Source organism: Trichococcus flocculiformis, from assembly GCF_963662535.1.
Lineage (GTDB): Bacteria > Bacillota > Bacilli > Lactobacillales > Aerococcaceae > Trichococcus > Trichococcus flocculiformis.
In genome coordinates this window covers 564565-585531 of the sequence record NZ_OY759718.1, presented here as the reverse complement: position 1 = coordinate 585531, position 20967 = coordinate 564565, and the positions used below count along the sequence as shown (strand labels likewise).

The following is a 20967-nucleotide window of genomic DNA, read 5'->3' as shown; positions in this document are numbered from 1 at the left end:
TTTTAGCCCTCCTTGAATGAATTCGTTCTTGTGTAAGCCAGCAGACTGAACACTGCGGACAGGATGAAGATCAGGATACCGATGACGGATGCCAAATTGTAGTCCATCGTATTGACCGTCAAGTTGTACAGCCACGTAACCAACAAGTCCGTCGAACCCGCGCCGTAAAAGTCGGAGTTCGAAGGTCCGCCTCCGGTCAACAGGAAAATGACGTTAAAGTTGTTGATGTTGCCGATGAACTGTTGGATCAACGCAGGCATCATCACGAACAGAATTTGCGGGAAAGTGATGTTCCTGAAAATCTGCAGTTTGTTGGCGCCATCGATCCGTGCCGCCTCGATCTGATCCGTCGGCAGGTTTTGGATGATCCCCGTCGAAACCAGCATCGTTGCCGGAATCCCGATCCACATGTTGACGACAATGACGGTAATTTTTGCCCAAATCGGATCCGTCAAAAATGGAATGGCTGAATCGATCAGGCCCAAGTTCAACAATGTCGCGTTGATGGGACCCGCGCCATTCAAGAGATTACGCATCACCAACAGTGAAATGAACTGCGGAACGGCCATCGTGGTGACGAAAATTGTGCGCCAAACGCCTTTGAATTTCAGGCCTTTAGTATTGATCAAAAGTGCCAGCAGGATGCCGAAGAAAAAGCAAGTGACTGTTGCCAACGTCGCCCAAATCAGCGTCCAGCCCAAGACCGGGAAGAAGGTGTCTGCCATATTTCCGGAAATGACGTTACCGAAGTTTACAAAGCCGACCCAGGTAAAAAGGTTTTTCGGCGGCAGGTGCGTGTGGTCATAGTTCGTGAAGGCGATCGAAATCATGTAGAGCAGCGGCAGGACCGTGAACAAAAGTACGCCCAACAACGGAATCGTCATCAAGGTGGCATGGAATCGTTCATTCAACAAACTCGCCAAATCATCCATCGTGCTCGGGATTTTTTTTCCTGCTTTTTTCAGTTCATGGATATTCCTTGCGCTTTTCAGATTGATGACGTACAAACCAACAAGGAGCAAACAAATCACAATGGCAGCAATCCCGAATAATAGCAGTAACATCGAGTTGTCGCCCTCTTGCAGCACTTCAATCCCTAGGCGTTCGTCAAAAACGAGCCCTTGCGATTGGGTACCCAACGTCGCCAACATGGATAGCGCCCGCAGTCCGTTGCGGATCAGCCAATAGAAGAAGGCGATCTGCGAAAACAGGAAAATCAAACCTTTTAGGTATTGTTTATTGGCAAGATTGGCAGCTCCCATGACAACAAAGGAAAGTTTTGTTGCGACGTCCCCTTCTTTGAACAATTCCCGAAAGGTCATCTGCTGGCCGTAACTTTTTTTCTTGAACATGGCTTCCCCACTCACTTTCATCATTTTAAATAGGAGGGACGAAAGATGCGTGATCTTTCGCCCTCCCTTTTTAGTTTCTTTTATTCTTTTTCTTCTTCAGGTTCTGTTACTTTGGATGTGTCTTCTACCAATTTGTCCAGTTTTTCCATGTATTCGTCTGCGGTGATGTTGCCTTTATATGCATCATTGATGATGGCATCCATCGCTGGCCAGAACGAAACGATTTCCGGAACTTTAGGCATGACGACTGAATGAGTGGATTGGGACATTTCCATGACTGCTTTCGCCACGACATCTTCTTGCACTTCCGCATTTGCCTGAACGACTTTGTTCGATGGGATAACGCCCATTTCCTGGAATTCAATCAATTGGGAAGTTTCATTGGACAGGTAGTTCGCCAAAGCCATGGATGCTAAAGGCGCATCTGTCTGTTGGTTTACCGCAAATAATTTGACGCCCAAGAAAGCTTTCATCTGAACTTCGCCGCTGCCGAAATCGACTGTCGGGTAAGCCGCAACGCCCATATTTTCACCCAATGCTTTGGTGACATCATTTTTCGACCAAGGTCCGGAAAGGAATGCGTCCGAAACGCCTGCTTCCAAGTTGGCTAAGGCTTCAGCACCGGACTGGATCACGCCTGGATTGTTCTTTTGAGCTGCGATCCATGCAAGGACTTCAGCACCTTTTTCGTCATTAAAGTTGGTTCCGCTTGGATCTTCGCCGGTTTCACCGTACAAGTAAAGACCGTTACTCATGAACAGCGGTCCGAAGATATAGTTGGCTCCTGCTTCAGCAAAGTTTGTGCCGATTTTGCCTTTTTCAGACAATGTCGTCCAGCTCTTCACATCATCTTCAGTCAGTTTCGCTTTGTTATAGTAGAGAACTTGCGATTCAACGCCGTATGGGTAGCCGTAAAGCTCATCGTTCCACGTTACGCCTTCGACAGCCGATTCCACGTTATTTGCTTTTACTTCATCTGCATATTTTGTGTTCGGATATAACAGACCTGCTTCAGCCATTTGACCGACTTGGTCGTGCGGCATCATGAAAACGTCAGCCGCTGCTTTTGGATCTTTCGAGACATCTTTCTTTGCATCAGCTGAGCTTCCTGCCGCCACTTCAACCGTAACTTCAGGGAATTCTTTTTCGAACTCTGCTACGATCCCTTTGAAGACTTCCACGTGATCTGTGTCCACCCACAATTTGACGTCGCCTTCCACAACGACTTCTCCGGATGTGTTTTCAGCTGAGCCTGTATCGCTTGTATCAGCTGTGCCGCCGCATGCGCCCAAGATTAAAGCAGATGCCCCCAATATTAAACCGCTTCCAAAATACTTTTTCCAATTCGTTTTCACTTACTTGTCCCCCTTGAAATGAATTTCCTTTACATGTTTGATTATGCAACCGATTGCTTCAATAGTCAAGCTTTATTTCTTAAAAAAAGAAAATGGTTCATTTTCCGACAGTGTTTGATTCGTCCCAAAAAGCTTACTTATATAGTTATATAAAGCTTTTCCGGTGAACAATAACCCATCGGACGCCATTCCCTAACTAAAAATCAAAATGCAACCGATTGCTAAAAGTTCTTGCATCCTACTATGCGATGTGACACAATGTGGGAAAACAAAGAATGAAAAGGAGCCGATACTACTATGAACACTTCCGCACTTTACCATCGCCCTGAAAGCGAATTTGCCTACCTATATGACCCAGAAACGATGCACGTCCGTCTGCGTACTGCTCGTGGAGACGTCCGCGAGATGGGTTTGCTTTACGGGGATCCTTATTTTTTGGACAAAGAAGAGTGGTTCCGCAAACCGCTTCAGATGATCAAAACCCTTTCCACTGATCTTTACGATTACTGGTTCGTCGAAGTCACGGCCCCCTTAAAGCGCCTGTCTTATGCATTTGCCTTGAAGGGTCATGATGGGATTTCCGTATTTTACGGCGATCACGGCGTTTATCCATTAGAAGAAGACTATTTGCGGATGCCGAACAACTACTTTCGGATGCCCTTCTTCCATGAAGTCGATCGCTACAAAACACCGGAATGGGTCAAAAAAACAGTTTGGTATCAGATTTTCCCGGAACGTTTTGCCAATGGGGATCCGAGCAACGATCCGGAAGGCACGCTGCCTTGGGGTTCGGCAGATCCAAGCCGCGAGAACTTCTTCGGCGGCGACCTGCAGGGGGTCATCGATCACCTTGATTATTTGGAGGACTTGGGTATCAACGGCATCTATTTCTGCCCGATTTTTGAAGCTTCTTCCAACCATAAGTACGATACGATCGATTACCTGAAGATCGACCCGGCTTTCGGCGATGCAGAAACTTTCAAAAAACTCGTGGAAGAATGCCACAAACGCGGCATGAAAGTCATGCTGGATGCCGTCTTCAATCATATCGGTGATTCTTCGCCGCAATGGCAGGACGTACTTGCGCATGGGGAAGATTCGCAATACGTCGACTGGTTCCACATCAATGAGTTTCCGGCTTCCTACAAACGCGGTGAAAATTTCGAAGATGCCTACGACATCACTTACGATGTCTTTGCCGCCAACCCGCATATGCCGAAGCTGAACACGGCCAATCCGGAAGTGCAGGATTATCTGCTGAACATCGCCCGTTACTGGATCGAAGCTTTCGATATCGACGCTTGGCGTTTGGATGTCGCGAACGAAGTCGATCACGCTTTTTGGAAAAAATTCCGGATTGTCTGCGATGAAGCCAAAAAAGATTTCTACATTCTCGGCGAAATTTGGCATTCTTCCCAAAACTGGCTGCAGGGCGACGAATTCCATGCCGTCATGAACTACGCCTTCACTGATGCGATTATGGGTTATTTCGTGAAGAATGAATTATCATTGAGTAAAATGGTTTCGGAAATGAACAACCAGCTGATGCTCTACCGCAATCAGACAAACCAGATGCAATTCAATATCCTCGATTCCCACGATACCCCGCGCTTGTTGACGGAAGCCAACGAGGACAAAGACGTCATGAAACAAGCAATGGCCTTCACCTACATCCAGCCCGGCGTCCCTTGCCTGTACTACGGGGATGAAATCGGTTTGACCGGCGGGATGGACCCGGATTGCCGAAAGTGCATGGTCTGGGAAGAAGAAAAACAGGATCGCGATCTGCACCGTTTCGTGAAAGAACTGAACGGGATCCGCAAAGAGCAACAAAAAATCCTTTCGGAAGGCACTGTTTATTGGCGCCAGGTATCCGAAGAATCCGGCGTAGTCATCTTTGAGCGCATGCTGGGCGGCGAGGTCATCCGCGGCGCCTTCAATACCGGCGAGCACACGGCACGGGTCGAGCTGATCGGAGAGGCTTTGTTCTCGAACCTTGCGGACGTATCGGACGGGGCTGTCGAATTGGCGCGCAAAGGTTTTGTGTTGATGAAAGAATAATCACTGCCTATTTAGAATTAATAAGAGATGAGGTTGCAGCATGAAAAAACATTGGTGGCAAGAGGTTGTCGTTTATCAGATCTATCCGCGGAGCTTCAGGGACAGCAACGGCGACGGTATTGGCGATATCGCCGGTATGACCGAAAAATTGGACTATCTGGAAAAATTGGGTATCGGAGCGATTTGGCTTTCGCCTGTCTACCAGTCGCCGAACGACGACAACGGGTATGATATTTCCGACTACGAAGCCATTCTCGACGAGTTCGGCACGATGGAAGAGATGGAGCATTTTATCGCGGAAGCCGAAAAGCGCAACATCAAAGTGGTGATGGATCTGGTGGTCAACCATACTTCGGATGAGCACGCCTGGTTTATCGAAGCCAAAAAAGGCAAAGACAATCCGTACCGCGACTATTATGTCTGGGCAGACTCTAGCGTGGATGGCGGCGTTCCGAACGGATTGGGCTCCGCCTTCTCCGGACCGGCCTGGGAATGGGATGCGGCGAGCGGTCAATATTACTTGCATCTTTTCAGCAAAAAACAGCCGGACCTGAACTGGCAGAATCCAAAAATGCGCCAGGAAATCTACGCGATGATGAACCGTTGGATCGCCAAAGGGATCGGCGGCTTCCGCATGGATGTCATCGACCTGATCGGAAAAATCCCCGAAAAAGCCATCACCGGAAATGGGCCGCAGCTGCATGAATTTCTGCAGGAAATGCAGCAGGCGACTTTCGGCAACCACGACCTGCTGACCGTCGGCGAAACCTGGGGAGCGACTCCGGAAATCGCCAAACTGTACTCTGCTCCTGAGCGCAACGAATTGTCGATGGTTTTCCAATTCGAGCATATCGGCCTGGACCAAAAATCGGACGGCGAGAAATGGGATCTGCAGCCGATGAAAGTCGCCGAACTGAAACGGATTCTGGCGAAATGGCAGACCGAACTCGGGCACGACGGCTGGAATTCCCTGTTCTGGAACAACCACGATTTGCCGCGGATGCTTTCGCGCTGGGGAAATGACCAGGAATACCGTTCGGAGAGCGCGAAAATGCTAGCGATCCTGTTGCACATGATGAAAGGCACGCCCTACATCTATCAAGGCGAAGAGATCGGCATGACCAATACGCCGATCACTGATATTGCCGAAGCAAGGGACATCGAAACGCTCAATATGTACAACGAGCGCTTGGCGAAAGGCTATTCCGAAGCAGATATCCTGGCTTCCATCAATGTCAAAGGCCGCGACAATGCCCGCCGCCCGATGCAGTGGAACGCTTCTTCCCACGGCGGATTTACGACAGGCACCCCTTGGATTGCCGTGAACAAAAATTATCCGGTCATCAATGCAGAAGCTGCTTTGGCCGATCCGGATTCGATTTTTTATACCTACCAAAAACTGATCCGCTTGCGCAAAGAAAACCCAATTATAATTTGGGGCGAATTCGAGCTGGTCGATACGGTCGACGAAGTCATCAGCTATTACCGGGAATACGAAGGCGAACGCTGGCTAGTCGTGGCCAACTTCTCTGATGCCGCGCAACCGTTCTCGGCTGAAGACGAGATAGCCGAAGTGATCATCCAGAATGACGGGAATGAGATTACCAGTTTGAAGGACCTCCAACTGAAGCCTTGGCAAGCTTTCGTGGTGAAGGTGAGCGCATGAGCAGATGGTGGAAAAATGCAGTAGGCTATCAGATTTATCCCCGGAGTTTCCGGGACGCCAACCACGACGGCATCGGCGACTTGCAGGGAATCATCGAAAAACTACCCTATCTGCAATCATTGGGCGTGGATTTCATCTGGCTGAACCCTGTTTACGCTTCGCCGAATGTCGACAACGGCTATGACATTTCCGATTATCAGGACATCCATCCCGATTTCGGGACGATGGCCGATTTCGAGGAACTGTTGGGCAAAGCCCATGCTGCAGGCATCAAAATCATCATGGATCTGGTGGTGAACCATACGAGCGACCAGCATCCTTGGTTTCTGGAAGCAAAAAAAGGCAAAGACAATCCTTACCGCGACTATTATTTGTGGGCGGATGCCACGGAAAACAAGCTGCCGAACGCTTGGCAAAGCTTCTTCGGCGGCTCGACCTGGACTTACGATGACAACTCGGGCCAGGCCTATTTCCATGTCTTTGCGCCGGAACAGCCCGATCTGAACTGGAAAAATCCGCAAGTGCGGGAAGAAATCTACCGGATGATCCGCTGGTGGCTGGACTTGGGGATCGACGGCTTCCGTTTGGATGCGATCAGCCATATCCAGAAAGAACCCTGGGATTTCAGAATCACCGATAATCCTTGGGCTCCTTTCATGAACGTCGCGGGGATCGAAGTCTATATGCAGGAGCTGAAGGAAATTTTTGATGCCTACCCGATCATGACGGTCGGCGAAGCAAGCGGTGTTTCCAGCAAAAAAGCGGTGCATTGGACCAAAGAAGACGGCTATCTGAACATGATCTTCGAGTTGGAGCATAATGTGCGCGAAGGCCAACCGGGTGCGGAACGGCTCAATTTGTTGGGGTTCAAAAAGGTGCTTTCGCGTTGGCAAAAGGATTTGGGGGCGAACGGCTGGAACGCCCTGTACGTGGAGAATCATGACAATCCGCGGATCGCTTCGATTCTGGGGGACGAATCGCCCAAATCTGCCAAAGCAATCGCGACGATGTACATGCTGCTGAAAGGGACGCCCTTCATCTATCAAGGTCAGGAAATCGGCATGACCAATTTCGCGTTCGAATCGATGGAGCAAGTCGACGCCCAGGATTCGCATAATCTCTATCGTTTGTTATTGGACAAAGGTTCCTCGCCGGAAGAAGCCTTGCGCAACGTCACCCACTGGACGCGGGACCATTCGCGCACCCCGCTGCAGTGGGAAGGCGGCATGTTCGGCGGATTTTCCGAGTTGCTGCCCTGGATGGCCGTCAATGCGAACACCACGCAGGTGAACATTTTTGATCAGGAAAAGGACGAGCAGTCCGTTTTGAGCCATTACAAGCACCTGATCCGGTTGCGGAAGGCGCAGCCCGTCTACGCCGAGGGAACGTTCGAACTGATTCTGAAAAATCATCCGCAAGTCTTTGCTTATCTGCGGAAATCGGACACAAAACAGGTGCTCGTGCTCACGAACCTGAGCCGCAACCCTTGCCAAATCGATCTGCCGACACGGATTGCCAACAAAAAATGGCAGTTGCTGTCGACGAATACAACGGACGTGCCTGCTGTTGCAAAGCGGCTGCAGATGCAGCCCTACGATGCTTGGGTGTTTGAGGAAATCGGCTGATTGCCTGCTTATCGGAGTTGCGCGACGGATTGGGTGCCCTGCTCCGGTGAGGGTTCCCACACCGGCGGACAGCGGTAATTTGCAGGCGCTTCTCCTGAGAGCCTGTCCTAGTCGGAGCACAGTCCCCTGAATGTGGGCCGACCTCCGGCAAAGCCTCCGTTCGCCGGAGGAGGACAATCGAGTGCCACAAAAAACAAACAGCGAATGGAACGCCTACAATAGGTTGTCCATTCGCTGTTTGTTTTTGTCTTTCTGGTAATAAACGGTGGGAATCACTTTTTCATCATTCTCCCAAAATTTCCCGCAACCGCTGCACAGTCTTCATCATTTCCGTTTGGTTGACGGAACGGATATCAAACTCGATAATGCCGTTATTGGCTTGATATTCGCGCGTATAGATCGCCGGATTTTGCGTTTTTAACTGACGGATGACTTCTTTGGCATCTATTTCTCCAGACACCTTGACACTGCCCCGATAGATCTCCCTGCCGGCACTGTCCTGCACGACAGTGGCTTGCAAAGCGGGAATTTGATTGACCGCTTCGATAAAGGGCACTAGACGCGCCTTCATCGATTCGCCGCTTTCGTTGCCATTAGCCAGATAATCTTCCACGGCTTGGGCAAACCCCAGAATATTGTCTTTGCCGATCTTCATGGCTCGGCCAATCCCCTTACCTTGCAGCCGCACCCATTCAACCGCGCTTTTTTTGCCGACGACCAAGCCGGCGCTCGGGCCCTCGATTGCTTTGGCTCCTGAATAGATCACCAAGTCCGCCCCCGCTGCGTAATAGCCGAATAAATCTTCTTCCGCTGCGGCGTCGACGATCACCGGCAAGTCGTACTTTCGGGCCACTGCCACCATTTCGTCCACCGTCAGCATGCTTTTCTGCACGGTATGGTGGCTTTTGACATAAAGCAGGGCCGCCGTTTCCTTGGTGATCATCATTTCCACATGCTCCGGAGTACACACATTTGCATATCCGGCTTCTACGACTTTGCCGCCCCCTTGCTGAACCATGACTTCAACCGGGGTTCCGTAATCCACATTATGGCCTTTGGGCAAAATAATTTCCCGCTGCGTGATTGTTTCTGCATAAGGATGGTAGGCATGAAACAAACTGCCTTTGCCGATGACTCCTGCCACGGATTGAGCGATGCCCGCCGAAGCAGAAGACACAACTTGGGCGTCTTCCGCTTTGAGCAAACCAGCCAAATAAGCGCCGACTTTCACCGACAGATCTTCCATCTCAAAAAAGTGTTCTCCCCCATATTGTTGGGCAGCCAGAACAGCTTGCGATACTTTCGATACACCCAAAATCGTCATCCGACCGGAAGCATTGATAACTTCCTTCAAATCAAACTTCTCATAACTGACCGTCATAGCATTGTCCTCCAATAATGATAGGGATTCTTGGATATTCGTTGCAGCTATCGGATTTCCTTCACCGACCCTAAAAGTAGGCTGTCCTATTCTGATTCCCTGGATAATGTTGTATAACATCATCATACATCAGCCATTCGTTGCTGTACAATCATCTTCAAAATTTCGTTTGTTGGAGTTGCCCATTTGAATCGATGCCCTCCTCCTGTGAGGCTCCCCTCGCCGGAGTTCAGCGGTATCTTACGGGTTCTCCTCCTGCGAGTCCGTCCTCTTCGGAGCACAACTCAAAATGCGGGCCGTGCTCCGGCAAAGCCTCCGTTCACCGGAGGAGAACAACGAAAGGCCGCCTCGAAATGAGGCAGCCTCCATTTGTTCCTATCGTTTATTGCGCTGAATCGGCTTCTGTATAACATTCCGTATCGATCAGCTCAGCTTTATAGTTCTCTTTATCGACAGAGATTGCGTTCACCAAATAGGTCGGCCTACTTTAACGCTGAGGAACAGCACCTTCCAAAGCTTCCCATTTCCATTCCATCACTTCCGGAATGTCCTCGCCGTTCTCGCGGATGAACTTATGGTGGAAGTCCACCGTTTCCGTCATCCGTTGCGAGAAGGCTGATGCTTCTTCGCCATAGACGGCGTTTGCCGCATCCTGCGCTAGGTGGAAACGGTCCATCTCGGACAAGACGCGCATGTCGAATGGTGTCGTGATGTCCCCGTTCTCACGGTAGCCGTGGATGTGCAGGTTATGGTTGTGGCGATCGAAGAAGATATCACGGATCAACCCTTCAAAACCGTGGAAAGCAAAGATGACTGGTTTGTCGGCCGTGAAATAGGCGTCGAAGGCTTCATCGCTCAAACCACGCGGATCCACGTCCGGATGGCGCAGTTTCAACAAGTCCACGATGTTGATGAAACGGATCTTCAATGCCGGGAACTGCTTGTGCAGGATCGTGACTGCGGCAAGTGCCTCCAGGTTCGGTTCCGTTCCTGCTGCCGCGATCACGACATCCGGTTCTTCATCTCCGCAAGTCGAAGCCCAGTCGATCACTTTCAGGCCATCTTTGACCAACACTTCCGCTTCCTCCGCAGAGTAGAATTGCGGACGCGGGTGTTTCGAAGACACGATCAGGTTGATCTGTTCCTCGGAAGCCATCGTTTCCGCCATCACGGCCATCAAGGAGTTCGCATCTGCCGGCAAGTATTCGCGGATGAATTCCGGTTTCTTCTCAGCCAAATGCGTCAACAAACCCGGATCTTGGTGGGTGTAGCCATTGTGGTCCTGTTGGAACACGGTCGAAGTCGCGATCAAATTCAAGGACGGATAGTGTTTGCGCCACGTCTGTTCTTTGGCTTTGCGCAACCATTTGAAATGTTGGGTGATCATCGAATCAACCACGCGCAGGAAGGCTTCGTAACTGGCGAAGAAACCATGGCGACCGGTCAGGACATAGCCTTCCAGGAAACCTTCGGCCTGGTGTTCGGACAACTGCGAATCGATGACACGGCCGGACGGAGAAAGCCATTCATCATACGCAGGATCGATCGCTTCCATCCAGACGCGGTTCGTCACTTCGAAGACTTTGTTCAGGCGGTTCGATTTGGTTTCATCCGGTCCGAAGATGCGGAAGTTATCCGGATTGTCCACGACCAGGTCGCGCGCGAAGTTACCGAACTCGATCATGTCCTGGGCAATGACTGCGCCCGGAGTCGTCGTGTCGACGGCATACTGCTTCCAATCCGGAATATTGAGCGGTTTCGGATCGATTCCGCCGTTCGTGACCGGATTCATAGCCATCCGTCGGTCGCCTTTCGGTGCCATTTCTTTCAGCTCAGCCACTAATTGGCCGTCGGCAGTGAACAACTCTTCCGGACGGTAGGACTGCATCCAATCCACCAGCGCATCGATGTGTTGCATATGATGCGCATCTACCGGAATCGGCACTTGGTGAGCGCGGAAGCCGCCTTCAATCGGTTCACCGTCCCATGTTTGCGGACCCGTCCAGCCTTTCGGGGTGCGGAAAATGATGACCGGCCAAACCGGCATCTTCGCTTCGGCTGCGGAGCCTTTACGGGCTTCGGTTTGGATCGCTTTGATTTTTTCGACAGCCGTATCCAACACTTGCGCCATGATCGGATGCACCGCTTCCGGATCGGTCCCTTCCACGAACAACGGCTCCCAGCCCATGCCGTTAAAGTACTGCGTCAATTCTTCGTTCGATTTACGGTCGAGGATCGTCGGATTGGAGATTTTGCCGCCGTTCAGGTACAGGATCGGCAAAACAGCCCCATCGGTTACCGGGTTGATGAACACATTGGAGAACCAACCTGCCGCCAACGGACCGGTTTCAGCTTCCCCGTCACCGACGACAGTCGCCGCGATCACTTCCGGATTGTCGAAGATAGCGCCGGTCGCGTGAGAAAGCGAATAGCCGAGTTCGCCGCCCTCATGGATCGAGCCGGGTGTTTCCGGTGCCGCATGGGAAGCGACCCCGCCGGGGAAGGAGAATTGTTTGTAGAGTTTCGTCAACCCTTCCAGATCTTCCGTGATTTCCGGATAGATTTCTGTGTAAGAACCGTCCAGATAAGAGTTCGAAACCATGACTTGGCCACCATGTCCCGGACCTTCGACATAGAACATGTTCAGATCATATTTGTTGATGACGCGGTTCAAGTGGGCATAGATGAAGTTCTGTCCGGAGATGGTTCCCCAGTGGCCGATCGGATGAAGCTTCACATCGGTTGCCTCGATCGGGCGTTGCAGCAAAGGATTGTCCTTCAGGTACAGTTGTCCCACGGAGATGAAATTGGCGGCGCGCCAGAAGGCATCCACCTTGTCCAGATACGCTTTTGAATCAAATGCAGTCATTTTTGTTGCTCCTTTTCAGTTGTATTATCGAAAACGCTTGCGACGTCTTTCACAAATATCCTACAAAAAAGTCGATTTGACGATTTTCTGTCAAACCGACTGATTAACTACTCTTTTGTTAATTCGTGACAAAGCTCTTTTGTGGCTCCGTAAACTTGCGTATACAGTGCATATACTTTTTCGTATGCTGCGACGTTTTCCGGAATCGGCCGGACGATACCTTTGTAGGCAACAAACACGTCCGCGCAAGCAGTCACTGTCGGGAACCATCCAAGTCCGACCGCTGCCAACATTGCAGCGCCCAATCCAGGTCCCTGTTCGACTTCCAGACAGGTGATTTCAGCATCGAAAACATCTGCTTGGATCTGCAGCCAATCCGGATTTTTGGCGCCTCCGCCGACGGAAACGATCCGCTTGAAGGACTTGCCTGCCACTTGTTCCATCAGTACTTGCGAATCCTTCAAGGAGAAGGTGATTCCTTCCAGAACCGCTCGCGCAAAATGTTTGATTGTATGATTCGTATCCATCCCGATGAAACTGCCGCGGATCCGGCTGTCTACATGCGGCGTGCGTTCCCCGACGATATAAGGGGTGAACAACAAGCCGTCTGCACCTGGTTTGGTCGCATCCATGCCTTCCAACAGTTCTTCGAACGTGCTGTCCGGCGCGAAAGTATCTTTGAACCAGTTCAGGCTGTGTCCTGCCGCCAAGGTGACGCCCATCGAGTAATAGCCATCCTCAATGGTGTGGTTGAACAGATGCAATTTGCCCTGGTAATCTTGCTCAGCCGAATCCTCGAATGCGAGGAACACACCGGATGTGCCGATGCTGGCCATGCCTGTCTCATCATTCACGATACCGGCGCCGATCGCAGCGCAGGCGTTATCCGCGCCACCCGCAAATATTTTTACTTCCTTTTCAAAGCCGAAGCGGTTTGCCAGTTCCGACCGCAAGTTTCCGGTCATTCCCGATGAGCCGATCAATTCAGGTAGATGGGTTTCCGGGATGCGGAATTTTTCGAGAACGGCTTTGGACCATTCTTTCTTTTCTGCATCCAGAAGCAGCGTGCCGGCTGCATCCGAGTAGTCCATATGCATGGTGCCGGTCATCCAATATCCCAGATAATCCTTCGGCAGCAACATATGCCGCACTTTTTCCCAGATTTCCGGCTCATTTTCCTGAATCCACAGAATCTTCGGCAAAGTGAATCCTTCCAACGCGATGTTTTTCGTGATCGCAAGCAGTTCTTCCCCGAAAGCATCCGTGATCGCCTTGCACTGTTTGGTTGTCCTGACGTCGTTCCAAAGGATCGCATTGCGGAGGACATTGTTGTCTTCATCCAACACAACCAAACTGTGCATCTGGCCGGAGAAGCTGATTCCTTCCAGTTGTGCAGTGAAGTCCGCAACTTCATCTTTCAGTCTGTCCAGTACATATTCGCAGGCCAGGATCCATTGCCCTGGATCCTGCTCGCTGTAGCCGGATTTCGGATGGATCAGCGGATAATCTTTCTGGGCGGAAGCTACTGCCTTGCCATGCTCATCCAGCAGCAACCCCTTCAATGAACTTGTGCCCAAATCTATTCCTAATACATACGCCATAATTTCTGCTCCTCTTCTGTTGCATCCATCAACCGAACGACTTCTGTATGGATTATACTAGGTAGTCGTTCAAACGGGATTTGACGAATTCAAGATGGCTGGACTCTAATTTGATGTCCCCGTTTTGCATGGAGTACTCTGTCAATGATTCCAAAGTTTCTTCATCAGACAAGATTCTTGCCCCAACGCCGTCGTTGTAGCTGGCATAGCGTTTGTCCTTCAGATCATCGAAGAAACGTTCCTCTTTCAACTTGGCAGCAGCTTTCAATCCGCGGGCAAAAGTGTCCATCCCGGCGATATGTGCCAATAACAGATCTTCCATCTCGAATGAAGAGCGGCGTACTTTGGAATCGAAGTTGATTCCGCCCGGTGCAATCCCACCGTTTTCAAGGATTTCATACATAGCCAATGTCGTATCGTAGATGTTTGTCGGGAATTCGTCTGTATCCCAGCCCAACAGCATGTCGCCTTGGTTGGCATCGATCGATCCCAGCGCATCGTAGCAACGGGCGACATTCATTTCATGCTCAAATGTATGTCCAGCCAATGTCGCATGGTTCGCTTCCAGGTTCAGCTTGAAGTCGCCTTCCAAACCATATTTTTGGATGAAGGCCATTGTTGTTGCTGCATCGAAATCATATTGGTGCTTAGATGGTTCTTTCGGTTTTGGTTCAATCAGGAACTGTGGTTTGTGGCCAATTTTTTCGCCGTAAGCAACTGCCATTTTGAACAAGCGCGCGATGTTGTCCTGTTCGAATTTCATATCCGTATTCAATAAGGACTCGTAGCCTTCACGGCCGCCCCAGAAGACATAGTTTTCGCCGCCCAATTTCTTGCTGATGTCCAAGCCTTTTTTCACTTGTGCTGCTGCATAGGCAAAAACTTCAGCGCTATTGGAGGAAGCTGCCCCGTTCACATAACGTGGGTGGGAGAACATGTTTGCTGTATTCCACAACAGTTTGATGCCGGTTTGATCCATTTTTTCTTTGATCAAATCCGTGATTTCATCGATATTATTGAAGAATTCTTCCAGCGAATCTCCTTCTGGTGCGATATCCACATCATGGAAACAGAAATAGTCAACGCCAAGTTTTTCCAAGATTTCAAAGAAAGCTTCCACGCGGTTTTTTGCGGTTTCCATTGGAGTGGACCCTTCCCACGTGCGGATGTTCGTAGGGCTTCCGAAAGGATCGGAACCGTTCTGCGTCATTGTGTGCCAGTAAGCTACCGCGAAGCGCAAGTGTTCTTTCATCGTTTTGCCCATCACCATTTCAGACGGGTTGTAATGACGGAATGCCATTGGGTTTTCTGTGGTAACGCCTTCATATTTAATTTTATCTACTGTTGAAAAATAACTCATTTCTTTTCCTCCTAAAAATGGTATCTTATTTTTATTTGTCGTTTGAGTTAGTTCGCTCAACTAACTCATAAACATAATATAAACCATCAACGTTTCTTTGTCAAACGCTTTCAGGTATTTTTTTCTTATATTTTATTCTTTTATTCTTTTTTTCACTGCTCTTTCAAACCTTTTTCTCGATAGCAATAGGAGATAACTTATCCGTTATCTCCCGATGACTATGTATATCCTTTTTGTTACTCTGAATCTTTTGTTTCAGAACCTTCAGCTTCAATATCATCAGTCGATCCTGTTTTTATTTTACTTTTCTCTTCGCCGTAAGCTTTCAATTCAGCAGCTTTAACATACTTCACATCAATCGGAATTGTCTTATCAATCTCTTCACCATCGATTGCTTTCACCAAGTTCTCGATCACCTGATAGCCGATTTGGTATGCATCCTGATCAACAATTGCAGTGATCCGGCCATCTTCAATTCCTTTTAACCAAGTATCTGTGTAGTCAAATCCATAATGTAGAATTTCTCCTGATTTCCCTTGTGATTCAATCGCGCTCATAACACCCACGTCAGGACCTTCTGATCCTAATGAAAATACTGTTACTAAGTCTTTATTAGCGGAAATATAACCTTCCAATTGTTTCTTGGACTCAGATGGTTGGTCATTATCCTGGATAGTAGCTAGAAATTTGAAATTACTCGCATCTGCGCCATAGACCTCTTCAAATCCCGCTTTAATGCCTGCTTCGCGGTCAATCATAGTTGGTTGTGAAACATCCACGCAAACGATCGCAATAGATCCGCTTGTTATGCCTTTTTCTTTCATTTCTTCTGCAGCCTGCTTGCCTAACTCTTTTCCGGCCGATATATTGTCGGTTCCAACATAAGCTGTACGGTCCGTCTCATTTTCTAAGTCTGCATCAAAAGTAATGACAGGGATATCTTTATCCATTGCAGCTACTATCGGATCAACAAAAGCTTTCTTTTCGATCGGTGCAACTGCAATCCCGGCCACATCTTTTGCTGTCGCTTCTTTTATGAATCCAATATGTTTTTCTTTCTTACTTGGTTCAGCTGATGGAGAAGTCTTGGTGACTAGTGTGTAGCCTAATTCTTCAGCTGCATCTTCAGCCCCTTTTTTCATCGGATTCCAGTACGCTCCTGTATCCACAATAGGGACAAAGTACAAAGTTTTTGCCATATCTGCATCTGCAGAACCTTCATTACCACAGCCAGCCAGCAATAACATTGTTGCAATTGAAATCCCAGTAATCATCGATTTTCTTTTCTTAAACATAATAAAGTATCCCCTTTGAATTTTTTATTTTTTTACATGTAGTACCGCCAAAAATAAAACCGTTTACAAAACTTACTAAGAATTCCGGCTTGCTCTTCGTTTCAAATAATCGATAATGATGGACAAAATGATGACAAGACCTGTTACAGTATCCTGTAAGAAGGAATTCATGCCCATCAGAGTCAATCCATTTTTGAAGACTTGTAATGTCATTATCCCTGCCACTGCGCCACCAATGGTACCAATACCTCCACTAAAAGAGGTTCCCCCCATTATTGCAGCTGCCATCGCAAACAAATCTAATCCATTAGCATCTTTTGAAGCGCCACCATTTAAGTTAGAAATAATCAACAGGCCGGCAATCGCTGCCAACATACCTTCGATAACGAAAATTTTAACAATGTGGAGATCCGTGTTAATGCCGGAAAGACGCGCCGCTTCCTGGTTTGAACCTATAGCATAGGTGTATTTTCCGAGACGAGTTTTTTTCATGATGAACACAGCAATCGCAATGATGACAAAAAATATCAATGCATTACTTTTGAACATTTCAGTACCAATAGGTGTTTTGGCTAATTTATTGAACCACTCCTGTTCGGAACCAATGAACTGCTCATCCGTAAAGAAACCAAGCATTCCCTTAATCACATAGCTTGTTCCTAAAGTCAAAATAAATGAAGGCAGATCAAATTTTTTGATCAATAAAGCATTCATAGTTCCAAGTATCGCACCTACAGCTAAAGAAGTTACGATAACGATGGGCGCTGGAAGCCCCATATTGGAAACAAATAACCCCACCATCCCAGATGCCATCCCTACGTAACCGATTGATAGATCAACATATCCACAAATGAGGATCATTGCATACGCAACGGTCAGAATCCCCACAGGCGGTATCTGTTGCAAAAAGTTTTCGATATTGTACGTGCTTAGAAAATCACTGTTTGCAATCGAAAAATACACTACTAACATTATTAAAACCAGATATACCGAATAGTTCATAAACAACGATTTTATATCTATTTTATTCTTTTCTATTTTCTTTGTTTCGTTTTCCATAACTTGGCTCTCCTATCATTCCCTAATAATTATGTTTGATGACAACTGTTTCCGATAATCAGATTTTATTAATTGCCAGTTGCATATTTCATGACCAGTTCTTGTGCTTCGTCTTTGTTATTCCTATAGTCAGCAACAGCAAGTTCGCCGCGTATCTTTCCTTCGTGAAACACGTGAATACGATCACAAATACCCAGTAATTCAGGGATTTCGGAAGAAACAATCAAAATCGTCTTCCCTTGAAGAGCAAGCTGATTAATAATTGCATAAATTTCTGATTTCGCGCCTACATCAATTCCTTTTGTAGGTTCATCAAAAATATATATTTGGTTGTCAGTATTCAGCCATTTCGCCAGTACCACTTTCTGCTGATTACCTCCAGATAAACTTGAAACTGGATTCTCAATATCACTGACCTTGATATTCACTTCTTGGACATATCGATTGGCTATTTCATTCAATTGCTTATGATCAAGACGGAATTGGTTGAGATTGGTGATTGTTATGTTGTCTTTGATCGATAGCCCCGCCATAAGTCCTTGATGCTTTCTGTCTTCAGTCAATAAACCGATTCCATTTTTGATCGCATCTAACGGAGACTTGATGGTTACATCACGATCACCAATCTTTATGTCTCCTGATTTTGCACGATCCGCTCCAAAAATTAATCGCATCGTTTCAGTCCTGCCACTACCAACCAGACCTGCAAATCCCAACACTTCTCCGCGCCTTGCTTCAAAACTGACATCCTTAACCTTACCTAAACTGTCTGTCAGATTTTTAACCTGTAAATAAGGTGCTCCAACTTCCGTAGGCTGTTTTGGATATAAATCCTTTATTTCCCGTCCAACCAGCATCGAAATAATCTGATCTTCAGTCAGATTCTTTACATAGTCCGTCGCAATATACTCTCCATCGCGCATGATTGTAATGCGTTCGCCCAGTTCAAAGATTTCTTTCATTCGGTGAGAAATATAGATACTTGAAAATCCTTTCTCTTTTAAGCGACGAATAATGATAAACAACACTTCGACATCTTTATCCGAAAGAGCGGTCGTAGGTTCATCAAAAATGATGACTTTGGCATTCAAACTCAACGCTTTGGCAATTTCGATCAATTGCTTATTCGCAGTGGACAACGATCCCACAAGATCTGTCGGATTGACTTTTGCTCCGACCATGTTCAACCAATAAGCTGTATCTTCGTACAGTTTTTTAAAATTCACAATACCCAAAAACTTATTTGTGTATGGCAACCGGCCAATAAAAACATTTTCCGCGACAGAAACATCCTCTGCTAAATTAAGTTCCTGATGTACAAATCCAATACCTAGCTCGGTCGCCAGTTCTGGAGTCATTTTTTCAATTTCTTTTCCTTCAAAAACAATCTTCCCTGCATCCTTTTCCAACAAACCTGCCAGAATATTCATCAAAGTCGATTTACCAGCGCCGTTCTCACCCATAAATGCGTGAATTTCACCCTTGCGTACTTCAAGTTGAGCCTTCTTTAAAACATGAACGGGACCAAAACTTTTCTCGATCCCAGTCATTGAGAATAAAATCTCATCTTCCATTGTCTTTTCTTTCTCCTCTCTCAGAGAATAATCAACTTATTTTTATCGCATGCAGCTATTTTTCTAGATAGCTGAAGTAATCAAATTTAGCTTCCAATTCGTATCCCGAATAATCAACATTGGCCATCCCGACGAAAGCTCCCGTAAAGAAGCCGCCATAACTTTGGTTCACATAATCATCCGATAAAACCTTGGCATCCAATTGGACTGGAATATCGATCCAGTTTTCCCCATCAAATGAATACGCATACAAGTAAAAACACGCGTTCACTTTAGTTTTAAAGTAGATATATTCAATCTCCTCCGGCACAGGGATTGCATTTTCTTTCAAGTAGCTGGTAAAAATACCTTGGTTGTTCTCGGTAACTTCAATCACACGCCCCTTTTCCTCATCCCATGTGACTTGGATCATGGACCAGTGTTGCGTATTGTAATAATTTGTCAATCCGGCCATTTGTTGGTAGGTTGTCGGATCATAACTCAATTTTGTTTCAGCTTCGAATTCGAATGCTTGCCATCTTCTGGCGATAAGCGAATTGTCATGCTGATTGGCTAAGCTGCCCAATCCTTTCAAGACAAGATGGCCATCCTCAATTTTCCCGATTTTCTCTGTAAATGGCACACGCAATGTATTGAAGTGGATGTTTAACTCTTCTTGATCAAAATCATCCTTCGTCAGATAATTGGAAGGGTACTCAACCGGCACTGCATTTTTTGGCGCGTCCACTTCTAGGCTGCCTTGTCTTCCGCCGACAATCAGAGGCCATTGGCCTTCCGACCACTCCACCTTCTGAATCGCAGTTTCTCTTCCTAAGGTACACCAACCGCGGGGATCATGGCTGGATTCATTTGCATGATGCCAAGGTCTTCCCGTTAAATGCGCAAAATACCATTCTCCGTCTGGCGTATCCACGAGCGCGCCATGTCCACATTTTTGCAGCGGATTGTCCGGGTGCGCAAATGCCGTCAGGAACGTTTCAGGCTGCCCTTCATATTCACCAAAAAGAGTGGCTGAACGCGCAACAACTTCTTGATGCGTATAGGTCGTGCCGCCTTCGGCGCAGAACAAATAATATTTCCCGAATAACTTATACAAGTGCGGTCCTTCAACCAACTTGACGTCCGTCCCTCTCCAAATAATCTTGGAAGTTTCCGGTAATAGTCGCTTTTCTGAGACAGAATACTCTGTACATTTGATGCCGTTGAACGGATGGTGATACTCTCGATGATCCCATTCCATCTGAACCAAATATTTTCTGCCATCGTCATCATGGAAAAGCGAAGCATCAAAACCGACACCATTTAATTTGATCGGGGCACTCCAAGGACCATGGATGTTTTCAGCAGTTGTCAGATAGTTGATGCAATCTTTAAAGGCACCATTCACCACTTTCACATCGGTGTAGACCAACCAAAACTTACCGTCCGCATAAGATAAATCCGGTGCCCAAATACCACCTGAATCAGCGTTTCCTTTCATGTCCAACAGTTCAGTAGTCGCTAGCGGATGTGTGATCAGTTGCCAATGAACCAAATCTTTTGATTCATGAATTTGAACACCCGGAAACCACTCAAAAGTGGAATTAGCGATATAATAAGTATCGTCTACACGAATAATCGAAGGGTCTGGGTTAAATCCTTTTAGTATTGGATTCATAATTTTCATAAATAAACTTCTTCCTTTCAGCTTTCCGTATTCTGAATAAAAAAAGATGATCTTTCGCTGAAGTAAATAACCATCACTACTCTAAATCAGGTGCAGCAAATGT

General features: G+C 47.5%; 13 protein-coding genes. 3 read left to right on the top strand and 10 right to left on the bottom strand.

Annotated features, from left to right (window positions below; genetic code table 11):
• Positions 1 to 2: 2 nt before the first annotated feature.
• Together ACKPCD_RS03045 and ACKPCD_RS03040 are read right to left on the bottom strand one after the other, a co-directional pair.
• The gene (locus ACKPCD_RS03045; protein WP_086989999.1) at positions 3 to 1352 is read right to left on the bottom strand and encodes a carbohydrate ABC transporter permease; all 1350 of its coding nucleotides are present in this window, start codon (positions 1350 to 1352) and stop codon (positions 3 to 5) included.
• An 80-nt stretch (positions 1353 to 1432) separates the two neighbouring features.
• Complete coding sequence (locus ACKPCD_RS03040) at positions 1433 to 2707, bottom strand: extracellular solute-binding protein (RefSeq protein ID WP_086943530.1); 1275 nt, start codon at positions 2705 to 2707, stop codon at positions 1433 to 1435.
• A 297-nt stretch (positions 2708 to 3004) separates the two neighbouring features.
• Here ACKPCD_RS03040 and ACKPCD_RS03035 point away from each other — a divergent pair, with 297 nt between their 5' ends.
• From ACKPCD_RS03035 to ACKPCD_RS03025, 3 genes are read left to right on the top strand one after another with little or no spacing between them, the layout of a single operon-like run.
• Entirely contained in the window at positions 3005 to 4768 is a 1764-nt protein-coding gene (locus ACKPCD_RS03035) for a glycoside hydrolase family 13 protein (RefSeq protein ID WP_321433960.1), read from the top strand.
• A gap of 40 nt (positions 4769 to 4808) precedes the next feature.
• Positions 4809 to 6434, top strand: coding sequence for a glycoside hydrolase family 13 protein (locus tag ACKPCD_RS03030; protein ID WP_321433959.1), 1626 nt, complete (start codon positions 4809 to 4811; stop codon positions 6432 to 6434).
• On the top strand, positions 6431 to 8059 hold the full coding sequence (locus tag ACKPCD_RS03025; RefSeq protein ID WP_140187239.1) for a glycoside hydrolase family 13 protein: 1629 nt from the start codon (positions 6431 to 6433) through the stop codon (positions 8057 to 8059). Before ACKPCD_RS03030 ends, ACKPCD_RS03025 begins: the two co-directional genes overlap by 4 nt.
• A 283-nt stretch (positions 8060 to 8342) precedes the next feature.
• Here the strand turns inward: ACKPCD_RS03025 and ACKPCD_RS03020 are convergent, their stop codons facing one another.
• The 8 genes from ACKPCD_RS03020 to ACKPCD_RS02985 form a co-directional block, all read right to left on the bottom strand.
• Positions 8343 to 9440: a DgaE family pyridoxal phosphate-dependent ammonia lyase gene (locus ACKPCD_RS03020; RefSeq protein WP_321434530.1), complete on the bottom strand. Its 1098-nt coding sequence runs from the start codon at positions 9438 to 9440 to the stop codon at positions 8343 to 8345.
• Between the two features lie 487 nt (positions 9441 to 9927).
• Positions 9928 to 12309 (bottom strand): phosphoketolase family protein, encoded by a 2382-nt coding sequence (locus tag ACKPCD_RS03015; RefSeq protein WP_321433958.1) that lies wholly within the window; start codon positions 12307 to 12309, stop codon positions 9928 to 9930.
• Positions 12310 to 12416: 107 nt separating this feature from the next.
• Positions 12417 to 13910, bottom strand: a complete 1494-nt coding sequence (gene xylB / locus ACKPCD_RS03010) for a xylulokinase (RefSeq protein WP_321433957.1) — start codon at positions 13908 to 13910, stop codon at positions 12417 to 12419.
• 52 nt (positions 13911 to 13962) lie between these two features.
• Positions 13963 to 15270, bottom strand: coding sequence for a xylose isomerase (gene xylA, locus ACKPCD_RS03005; RefSeq protein ID WP_321433956.1), 1308 nt, complete (start codon positions 15268 to 15270; stop codon positions 13963 to 13965).
• A gap of 236 nt (positions 15271 to 15506) precedes the next feature.
• A complete protein-coding gene (locus tag ACKPCD_RS03000) occupies positions 15507 to 16565 on the bottom strand; it encodes a sugar ABC transporter substrate-binding protein (protein ID WP_321433955.1) in 1059 nt (352 codons plus the stop codon).
• Between the two features lie 75 nt (positions 16566 to 16640).
• The gene (locus tag ACKPCD_RS02995) at positions 16641 to 17624 is read right to left on the bottom strand and encodes an ABC transporter permease (protein ID WP_321433954.1); all 984 of its coding nucleotides are present in this window, start codon (positions 17622 to 17624) and stop codon (positions 16641 to 16643) included.
• Between the two features lie 68 nt (positions 17625 to 17692).
• The gene (locus ACKPCD_RS02990) at positions 17693 to 19198 is read right to left on the bottom strand and encodes a sugar ABC transporter ATP-binding protein (protein ID WP_321433953.1); all 1506 of its coding nucleotides are present in this window, start codon (positions 19196 to 19198) and stop codon (positions 17693 to 17695) included.
• A gap of 55 nt (positions 19199 to 19253) precedes the next feature.
• Positions 19254 to 20864 (bottom strand): glycoside hydrolase family 43 protein, encoded by a 1611-nt coding sequence (locus ACKPCD_RS02985; protein ID WP_321433952.1) that lies wholly within the window; start codon positions 20862 to 20864, stop codon positions 19254 to 19256.
• Between the last annotated feature and the right edge of the window lie 103 nt (positions 20865 to 20967).

What these genes read in the sequence shown, in the direction of transcription:
- ACKPCD_RS03030 (WP_321433959.1), top strand. Translation starts at nt 4,809, where the DNA reads ATGAAAAAACATTGGTGGCAAGAGGTTGTCGTTTATCAGATCTATCCG.
- ACKPCD_RS03020 (WP_321434530.1), bottom strand. Translation starts at nt 9,440, where the DNA reads ATGACGGTCAGTTATGAGAAGTTTGATTTGAAGGAAGTTATCAATGCT.
- ACKPCD_RS03000 (WP_321433955.1), bottom strand. Translation starts at nt 16,565, where the DNA reads ATGTTTAAGAAAAGAAAATCGATGATTACTGGGATTTCAATTGCAACA.
- xylA (WP_321433956.1), bottom strand. Translation starts at nt 15,270, where the DNA reads ATGAGTTATTTTTCAACAGTAGATAAAATTAAATATGAAGGCGTTACC.
- ACKPCD_RS03015 (WP_321433958.1), bottom strand. Translation starts at nt 12,309, where the DNA reads ATGACTGCATTTGATTCAAAAGCGTATCTGGACAAGGTGGATGCCTTC.
- ACKPCD_RS03045 (WP_086989999.1), bottom strand. Translation starts at nt 1,352, where the DNA reads ATGTTCAAGAAAAAAAGTTACGGCCAGCAGATGACCTTTCGGGAATTG.
- ACKPCD_RS03035 (WP_321433960.1), top strand. Translation starts at nt 3,005, where the DNA reads ATGAACACTTCCGCACTTTACCATCGCCCTGAAAGCGAATTTGCCTAC.
- ACKPCD_RS02985 (WP_321433952.1), bottom strand. Translation starts at nt 20,864, where the DNA reads ATGAAAATTATGAATCCAATACTAAAAGGATTTAACCCAGACCCTTCG.
- ACKPCD_RS02995 (WP_321433954.1), bottom strand. Translation starts at nt 17,624, where the DNA reads ATGGAAAACGAAACAAAGAAAATAGAAAAGAATAAAATAGATATAAAA.
- ACKPCD_RS02990 (WP_321433953.1), bottom strand. Translation starts at nt 19,198, where the DNA reads ATGGAAGATGAGATTTTATTCTCAATGACTGGGATCGAGAAAAGTTTT.
- xylB (WP_321433957.1), bottom strand. Translation starts at nt 13,910, where the DNA reads ATGGCGTATGTATTAGGAATAGATTTGGGCACAAGTTCATTGAAGGGG.
- ACKPCD_RS03025 (WP_140187239.1), top strand. Translation starts at nt 6,431, where the DNA reads ATGAGCAGATGGTGGAAAAATGCAGTAGGCTATCAGATTTATCCCCGG.